Source organism: Microcystis sp. LEGE 00066 (assembly GCF_015207925.1).
In the GTDB taxonomy this organism is placed as follows: domain Bacteria; phylum Cyanobacteriota; class Cyanobacteriia; order Cyanobacteriales; family Microcystaceae; genus Microcystis; species Microcystis ichthyoblabe_A.
Genome location: NZ_JADEVX010000031.1, coordinates 24114 through 31749 on the forward strand (window position 1 = coordinate 24114; position 7636 = coordinate 31749).

At 38.8% G+C, this 7636-nt stretch carries 5 protein-coding genes; 3 read left to right on the forward strand and 2 right to left on the reverse strand.

Annotation, left to right across the window (positions count from 1 at the left end):
- Positions 1 to 14 precede the first annotated feature (14 nt).
- On the reverse strand, positions 15 to 1361 hold the full coding sequence (locus IQ224_RS06640; RefSeq protein ID WP_194032740.1) for a glycoside hydrolase family 10 protein: 1347 nt from the start codon (positions 1359 to 1361) through the stop codon (positions 15 to 17).
- Between the two features lie 734 nt (positions 1362 to 2095).
- Between IQ224_RS06640 and IQ224_RS06645 the strand changes: the two genes are divergently transcribed.
- The 3 genes from IQ224_RS06645 to IQ224_RS06655 all read left to right on the forward strand — a co-directional run bounded on the left by IQ224_RS06645 (position 2096) and on the right by IQ224_RS06655 (position 6411).
- Positions 2096 to 3535 (forward strand): sensor histidine kinase KdpD, encoded by a 1440-nt coding sequence (locus tag IQ224_RS06645; protein ID WP_036400119.1) that lies wholly within the window; start codon positions 2096 to 2098, stop codon positions 3533 to 3535.
- 92 nt (positions 3536 to 3627) lie between these two features.
- Positions 3628 to 4725, forward strand: a complete 1098-nt coding sequence (locus IQ224_RS06650; RefSeq protein ID WP_002742516.1) for a saccharopine dehydrogenase family protein — start codon at positions 3628 to 3630, stop codon at positions 4723 to 4725.
- A 3-nt stretch (positions 4726 to 4728) separates the two neighbouring features.
- Positions 4729 to 6411 carry a mechanosensitive ion channel family protein gene (locus tag IQ224_RS06655; RefSeq protein ID WP_036400122.1) on the forward strand — a complete coding sequence of 561 codons (1683 nt, stop codon included), beginning with the start codon at positions 4729 to 4731 and terminating at the stop codon, positions 6409 to 6411.
- Here the strand turns inward: IQ224_RS06655 and IQ224_RS06660 are convergent.
- Complete coding sequence (locus tag IQ224_RS06660; protein ID WP_002742522.1) at positions 6338 to 6841, reverse strand: hydrogenase maturation protease; 504 nt, start codon at positions 6839 to 6841, stop codon at positions 6338 to 6340. The two genes, IQ224_RS06655 and IQ224_RS06660, sit on opposite strands and share 74 nt — an antisense overlap.
- Between the last annotated feature and the right edge of the window lie 795 nt (positions 6842 to 7636).

Genomic DNA, 7636 nt, shown 5'->3' on the forward strand with positions numbered 1-7636 from the left:
TCTCAAAGAATAAATTAAACAAATTGATCTGTAGCAAGAATTTGAGCCAATTTTTTCTCCCTGTCAGCCACGGTTTCTGTGGTGGGAATATGGTCTAATAAACTGCTATAGAAAAAATAGGCAAAACCAGCAAAATCTCGCTCACGAGTCTCCTGAGTTTGTGCTTGAATTAATTGGAAATTTACTCGTCTATCACTGGGTCTTAAACCAGTGAGAATACCGATGACGGTGGGAATATGCTCCCGCGCTGCTTTTACCTCTGATTTATCGATTTCGCCTTCAAAAATAGGGACAGTTGGACGATAAACTTGTAATGCTAGTTCTTCAATTAATCCTTCCTTTTCCCATGCTTCCCAATCAGCTAAAGCATGATCAACAGAAAATCGTAAAGGATTGGGAGAAATGGAGAGAATACAATCGTCTTTTTCCGCTTTAATGGTTTTAAAAATCAATCGCACTAACTGAGTTAACTTCTCCTTGCGCCAATCTTTAAATTTCGCTAATTGGGGATTACTTAAGGGACTAACTGAACCAGTGTCCTCTTGAAAAAGTTTGATGGTAAAGGAGTCAAAACCCATACTAAAATCAAAATTTTTAGTACCATTAGGCAAGAATTTTGCGTGATGAATAGCGAAGTGATCATCTAATTGAATACCATCAATTTCATAGTTTTTAACCACTTCACGAATAAGACTAACCCAAAAATCTTTAACCTCAGGATGAGCGGGATTTAAGCGGCAATTCCCATCACCATCAACGGTATTTTTCTGTTGATGAGTAAGCATAAACCAATCTGGTTTTTGGGCAAATAAGGGAGCAGCTGGGGGAACCATTAAACCATATTCAAACCAAGCAATAATCCGAAAGTTATACTTTTCTGTCTGATTAATCTCAATGATTTCTGCTAGTAGATCTCTACCGACTAACTCTTTTTCAAGGTTGACTTTTTTGAGTTTTTCCTTATCGGCAGTGAAGACATTATCAGCAATTTGTGATTGAAAAAACACATAGCCTTTGTTCCAAACTACTAGATAAAGAGTATTAAATCCTAAATTTTTAAGTTTTTCCAACCCAGCTTTTAGGTTATCTTTAGACTTGAGAATATCACTGTCAACATTGGTGAGCCAAACGCCCCGTATTTCTTCTACTTGTACATGATCATCAAAGAAAAATCCCGCTTTCCCCACTGAACCTTGTTCTGCGGCTAACTTGACAGAATAATGATTATTTTGGCGAAAATAAGATTTAATTGGTAATTTAGTTCCCGCTTTGATTAAGAATTTTTGCCCACTATTGAGGGTTTCGGAAAAAGCTGTGGAAGACTTGAAAAACGTATCCTGAAGAATATGAATGTGCAGCATATTTTTTACTCTCTCTCAGACAAAGGATAAATGAACCTCAAATCCGCAGCAGCGACGGGTTCGGAAGACAGACAAAAGGCAGCAGGAACAGGGAATAACTCCACGTTCTCAAGCGCACTTAGTTCTGATTAATTCTCAGAATTTGCTCACGGCAAAATATAGTCAATAACCGACCCCAACTATTGCTCGAAAATCACCACCACTCAACTGTTTACCTAGCTTGAAAGCAACACTTAAACAGGCAAAACAAGAGCCGATGGTTCCTCCCATTGACGTAATGACAAGGCAAAAGGGTTTGGGATCAAAGATTGGTTAGTTAGGGAAATAATTCGGGAACAATTTAACTTGCCCTATGATAACCATAGATAAACAAAAAAATACTTAAATGTAACAAAAAAACACATAAGTCGGGAGGTGTAATTAAATATCAGACTTATCGAGGTTGAATTGAGCTACTAAACCCACAACCAGCATAGGTAATCAACTGGACTAACCTATATTACAAATCATTAAGCAGATTGACAGCCTTTCTGAGCATTCTCAATGAAGTGTAACCTAATTTGCTATCGACGACCGACTCCCCAAAACGAAAACTTTGTACCTCACTATTAAGATAACTGCTATCAAAACGCGGATATCACTGCCAATAGAGTTCGGTTTTACCGTTATGGGATGAGCATTGACGGGGGTAATATTCTAGGTAAGGAATTTGTATCTAGTCAGTGATGAAGACGATGTTAGAGGGGTCTTTACCGAAATTAAGCGATATTTTCCCGCCAACTGACCATCAGGACCGGGAAACTTTCACCCCCAATGCTTTTTATCCTAATTTATCAGAATGGCTCAAGCGATCGCAACTGAAAGCGGAAAGTGAATGGTTCGCAGCGATCGCATCTTTAGAAAATATCTTATTACAAAACCCAAATAATGCCGCCAGTCGGGGTTTAATTCTCTCCGGTCCGACGGCTTTAGTCAGAGAAAGCAAGGCTTTAACGGGTTTTAAATTCGGTGTTTTTACCGTTAAAGCTTTAAAACATTTACAATGGCTGGGTTTGCAATTGCCTTCTCAGGAGAAATCCGCCGCCGATATTTCCCCGACAGAGATTCATGAATTGCCTCTCTTGCCAACGGATCCGATTGCTAATGAAAGATTTTGTCTGGTTTTTAGCGAAAGTTTCGCTCTTTTGCTGGTTTTAGGCGAGGATCAGTGGGGTTTGTCCTCTTTTCAATTTTCCTTTGATCCCGTCCTCACTCAGCAAGCTTGGCAGCAGTTGCGGCAACGATTAGTTAATCTGCGTTATCCGCAAATTGAGACTTTAGAGGCAATTATCGAGGCTAATGGCAGTCCCTCGCCAGATTATCGTCTAGTTAGCCAATTTAGCCGCCAATTACTGCAAAATTTACCCGAACAGTCTAACTTAGACCTAAAAAAAACGAAATCGTCTATCAATAGCGAAATCACTCCCCCAAAGGAAGATAATTCTAATTTAGAATCGGGTTGTGATTTGGAATTATTGCGAGCTTTAACCCACGAAATTCGCACTCCTTTAACCACCATTCGCACCATTACCAGATTATTGTTAAAACGGGCCAAAGTAACGGAAGATGTAGAAAAATATTTAGAAACAATCGATTTAGAATGTAGTGAACAAATTCAGCGCATGGAATTAATTTTCCGAGCCGCAGAATTGGGTATTAATCCTCTGGGAGATAAACCAATTCAATTAATTCCAATTGCTCTAGAAAAAGTCTTTCAAGATAGTATTCCTCGGTGGCAAAAACAGGCTAAACGGCGCAATGTCAATTTAGAAGTTAATGTACCGAAAAAATTGCCTTCGGTAATTAGCGACCCGAGTTTATTGGATCAAATGTTAAATGGAGTCGTGGAAAAATGTACTCGCAGTATGGCTAGTGGTGGCCTGTTGCAAGTACATATATCAACGGCAGGAAATCAATTAAAAATGCAGTTCCAAACTCAGGTAAAATCGCCTAATCTTACCCTCAAAGCTTTAGGAAAGGTCTTAATGTTTCAACCAGAAACGGGTAGTTTAAGTCTGAATATGAAGGTAACTAAAAACCTTTTTCAAGCTTTGGGAGGTAAATTTATTGTGCGTGAAAAACCCGAAGAAGGTGAGATTTTAACTATTTTCTTGCCCCTCGGACGCATTAAATAAGTTGGGATTATTCTAAAATTTTCATCTTGGAAAATAGGCAAACTTGCCAAGAGGATGCTATACTAGGGCAACAAATATTATTGATAGTTGCCATGGAAAAAACTGTTTTAATTTTAGGTGGCACCGGTCGCATTGGTCAAAGTGTCGCCCTAGATATTATTAATCATACTTCAGCTAAAGTTATTATCACTGGACGCAAGGAAAAAGCGATTAAATTACTGCCAAGAATGCAGTTTTTGGCTTTAGATTTAGAAGAAATAGACAAGCTTAGACAGGCAATTAAAAATAGTGATTTAGTCATTCATTGTGCTGGTCCCTTTCATTATCGCGATGGCAGGGTAGTAAAAATTTGCATCGAAGAAAAAGTCAATTATATTGATGTTAGTGATCATCGTTCTTTTTATCAAAAGTTAATTCCCTATCGAGAATTAGCAATAAAAGCGGGAATAACTGCCGTGGTTAATACGGGAATTTTTCCCGGTATTTCTAATAGTATAGTGCGGGAGGGAGTGGAACAATTAGATAGGGTAGAAACGATCCGTTTAAATTATGCCGTAGCCGGTTCAGGAGGTGCGGGATTAACTGTGATGCGGACAACTTTTCTCGGTTTAAAAAAGCCTTTTTTAGCTTGGATTGAGGGAAAATGGCAAGAGATTAAACCCTATACTGCTAGAGAAGTAATTGAGTTTCCCGCTCCTTTGGGTAAAACTGGTGTTTATTGGTTTGATATGCCAGAAACCTATACTTTCGCCGAATCTTTTCCAGTGGAAAATGTGATCACAAAATTTGGTTCTATTCCCGATTTTTATAATCATTTAACTTGGATTACTGCCCATATTTTTCCCGATGCTTGGGTAGAAAGTTCTCGGGGAATCGAGTTTTTTTCCCAAGTTAGTTATCGCATGACAGAAGTAACCGATAAATTTTCGGGAATTGGGGTAGCAATGTTAGCAAAAGTCGCCGGATGGCAAGGGCAGCAAAAAGCAGTTTATCAAGCAACTATGGTTCACGAGAACACTGCTCAAGCAGCGGGTTGGGGAACTGGCAGCGTGGCAGAATTAATCTTAGGGGCAAAACTCCAAAAAGCTGGGATTTATCCCGTGGAACAGGTGTTATCCACAGAACTATTCCATGCTACGATGAAAAAAAGAGGTATTAAACTCGATCGCTCCTGTGCAATTGTGGCTTAGAAGATGAAGAAAATCTGGCGTTACCTAGGACTGTTTTGTTTAGTTTTGTTACTGACGTTATCCCCCGTCTTCATGATAGCAGCCCAGAATAATCCTGCTAAACAAGGACAGGAAATACCCCTGGAAACTTTGGGAGAAGTTTTTCCCGTCATGCTTGATAATCAAGAACTTTTTAAGATTCGGCAAGGAATAGGTTCTTTTTCAGCGCAAGAAAGAGCGAAATCGATTACAGCTAGAATCGAAAAAATTGCCGATGACGATGCTCTTTCTCCTGAAGATTTAACCATAAAAATCGATCCTGAAGACAAAAACCCTTCGATTATTTTGGGAGATACGGTTATCGCTACTATTACTTCTAGAGATGCTAAATTACACGCAGTCAGTCAAGAAGTATTGGCTGAACGAGCTTTAGCAAAGATTAAAGCAGCCATTGTCCGTTATCGTCAAGAACGTCAACCAGATAAACTCTTAAAAGATGTAGCTTTGACGGTAAGTGCTACCTTGTCCACGGTTTTAATTTTCTGGGCGATGATTTTTACATCTTCGCGGATTTTTCCCCAGATTCAGAGATTAATCACCTCCCTAGTTCCTGGGGTGGGATTCCAAAATTTTGAGATTATTAGTTCCAGGACAATAGGAATTTTTTCCCTAAGAGTTTTGCAATTTATCCGCACTCTGATTATTTTAACTATTCTCTATTTTTATTTAACTTTTATCCTTCGTCTTTTTCCCTGGACTAGAAAATTTGGTGATGGTTTTCTACAATACTTTTTTAGTGCTTTAGAAGTTTTTTCCCAAGAGATAGCAAAATATTTACCCAATATTTTTATTATACTGCTAATTATTTTTATAACTCACTATCTGTTGAGAGCAATTAAACCATTTTTCACTGGATTGGAAAGAGAAAATTTAGTAATTAATGGTTTCTATCCCGATTGGGCAAAACCAACCTATAATTTACTGTCACTGCTGATAATTGCCTTAGCTATCGTCATCGCTTTTCCCTATCTACCCGGATTTAATTCTCCTGCTTTTCAGGGGCTGTCGGTATTTTTAGGGGTACTATTTTCCTTGGGTTCCACCTCTGCTATCGCTAACGTGGTGGGGGGAATTATCCTCATCTATACCCGCTCTTTTCAACTAGGAGATAAAATTTCTATTGGTGATGTTATTGGAGATGTGATTGAAAAAGGATTATTAGTCACCCGTATTCGCACACCAGCTAATAGAATTATCACGATTCCTAATTCATCGCTGTTAAACACTAATGTGATTAACTTTAGTGTCTCTCAAAGGGAATTCAAACAGCCTTTAATTTTGCAAACCACAGTCACTCTCGGTTATGATTTACCTTGGCGTAAGGTTCACGCAACCCTGAAAGAAGCAGCCTTAGCCACCCAATTTATTGTCTCAGAACCTGCTCCTTTTGTCTTGCAAACCAGTCTCGATGATTTTTATGTCAGCTATCAGCTAAATGCCTACACCGATCATCCTAACAAAATGGTGTATATTTATTCTGAATTACACCAAAATATTCAGGATAAATGTAACGAAGTCGGTATCGAAATTATGTCTCCTCACTACAAGGCTCTCCGGGATGGCAATCACAGCACTATTCCTGAAAATTATCTGCCGGAAGATTATCAAAGTCCTGCTTTTGGTATTCAGTCAAATCCTCAGAAGTAATAATTTTCCTAATAGCTTTAATCGCATTTGTCAAGCCCTTTTGAGTTATTGTTGATAATTCTTCACCAAATTCACAATTAATAGCAGGAATAAATATTCCCCAAGCCCTAGGAGTTTGTTGATAAATTGCTTGAGTTAATGCTAATAAAGAAGCGGGACTTTCTGCATGACCTAAATTATTCCATTCGGTAACTGCTGCTAATTTTTCTATCCGGATATCGGTTTGATTAGATAAGACCGCATCAACAAAAATAACTAGGGAAGCATCAGCTATATCGGCTGCTAACTCAGAAGTCAATTGATGGGTAGCGATGACCTGTAGATTAGGCCAATTCTCCTCGGCAATAATTTCGGCTATTCTCACTCCCACTCCGTCATCATTTCTTAAAGTATTACCATAGCCGATGAGCAGTATTTTAAAATTATTCATGGTCATAGCAGTTATCTTAATGATGATGTACAAAGTTTTCCTTTTTGGGGAGTCGATGGTCGATACCAAATTAGGTTATACTTCGTCTTGACCAGAAACGCTGTAAAATAAGTATAGGATATCTGGGATGCTCTCGATACAAAGCTTGACCTAATCCATAAATTAACTGAGTCTGGTAAGAAAACTTAAGCCTTGATAGTAGTTTCTTGATGAGGAAAAAATTGGCTCTACCGAAACTGTCATGTAAAACTATCAACAACTCATGCTTGTAAAGTTTGTACACTAAGGCTTTGAATTTTTGTTAGATTGATATTTATCAACTTTAGAGCCTTGCTGTGCAGAGAGGGAGCTTGAGGAATTTTCTACAGTGTAAGTTCGGAAGAACCAAAAAATTATGCTAAGGAAGAGCCATAAAGACTATCTCTTCTCAAGGGGTGACAGACAGTTAAAAAGCTTACTTTATAAGGCTTATAGCCGTTAACCCTTTGGAGAAATAAGGGTTTTTCTGGGGTTTGAGGCGGATCAAAGAAAAGGCAAGTTCCGAGAAAGTATCCATCGACTCAACCCAAAAAGTACCATAAGTACCTATCCAAAAATCACTATGTCTTTCAGCAGAACGATTAGATTCTTTGAGGCGACAAATATAAACACGGTGGGGTAAAATATTGGTAAGCGTTCAGGGGGGGATTGTCAAGCAGCCAGTGGCATTGATTCTGTGGGAGGACTCTCCTGGGGCAGCAGAGAAGGAGAAGTACTGCCTTTCCTAGAGGCGCGAATCGCTTCAGTCATAAATTC

Excerpts from the sequence above, each read along its gene's own strand:
- IQ224_RS06655 (WP_036400122.1), top strand. The coding sequence starts at position 4,729 with ATGAAGAAAATCTGGCGTTACCTAGGACTGTTTTGTTTAGTTTTGTTA.
- IQ224_RS06645 (WP_036400119.1), top strand. The coding sequence starts at position 2,096 with ATGTTAGAGGGGTCTTTACCGAAATTAAGCGATATTTTCCCGCCAACT.
- IQ224_RS06650 (WP_002742516.1), top strand. The coding sequence starts at position 3,628 with ATGGAAAAAACTGTTTTAATTTTAGGTGGCACCGGTCGCATTGGTCAA.
- IQ224_RS06660 (WP_002742522.1), bottom strand. The coding sequence starts at position 6,841 with ATGAATAATTTTAAAATACTGCTCATCGGCTATGGTAATACTTTAAGA.
- IQ224_RS06640 (WP_194032740.1), bottom strand. The coding sequence starts at position 1,361 with ATGCTGCACATTCATATTCTTCAGGATACGTTTTTCAAGTCTTCCACA.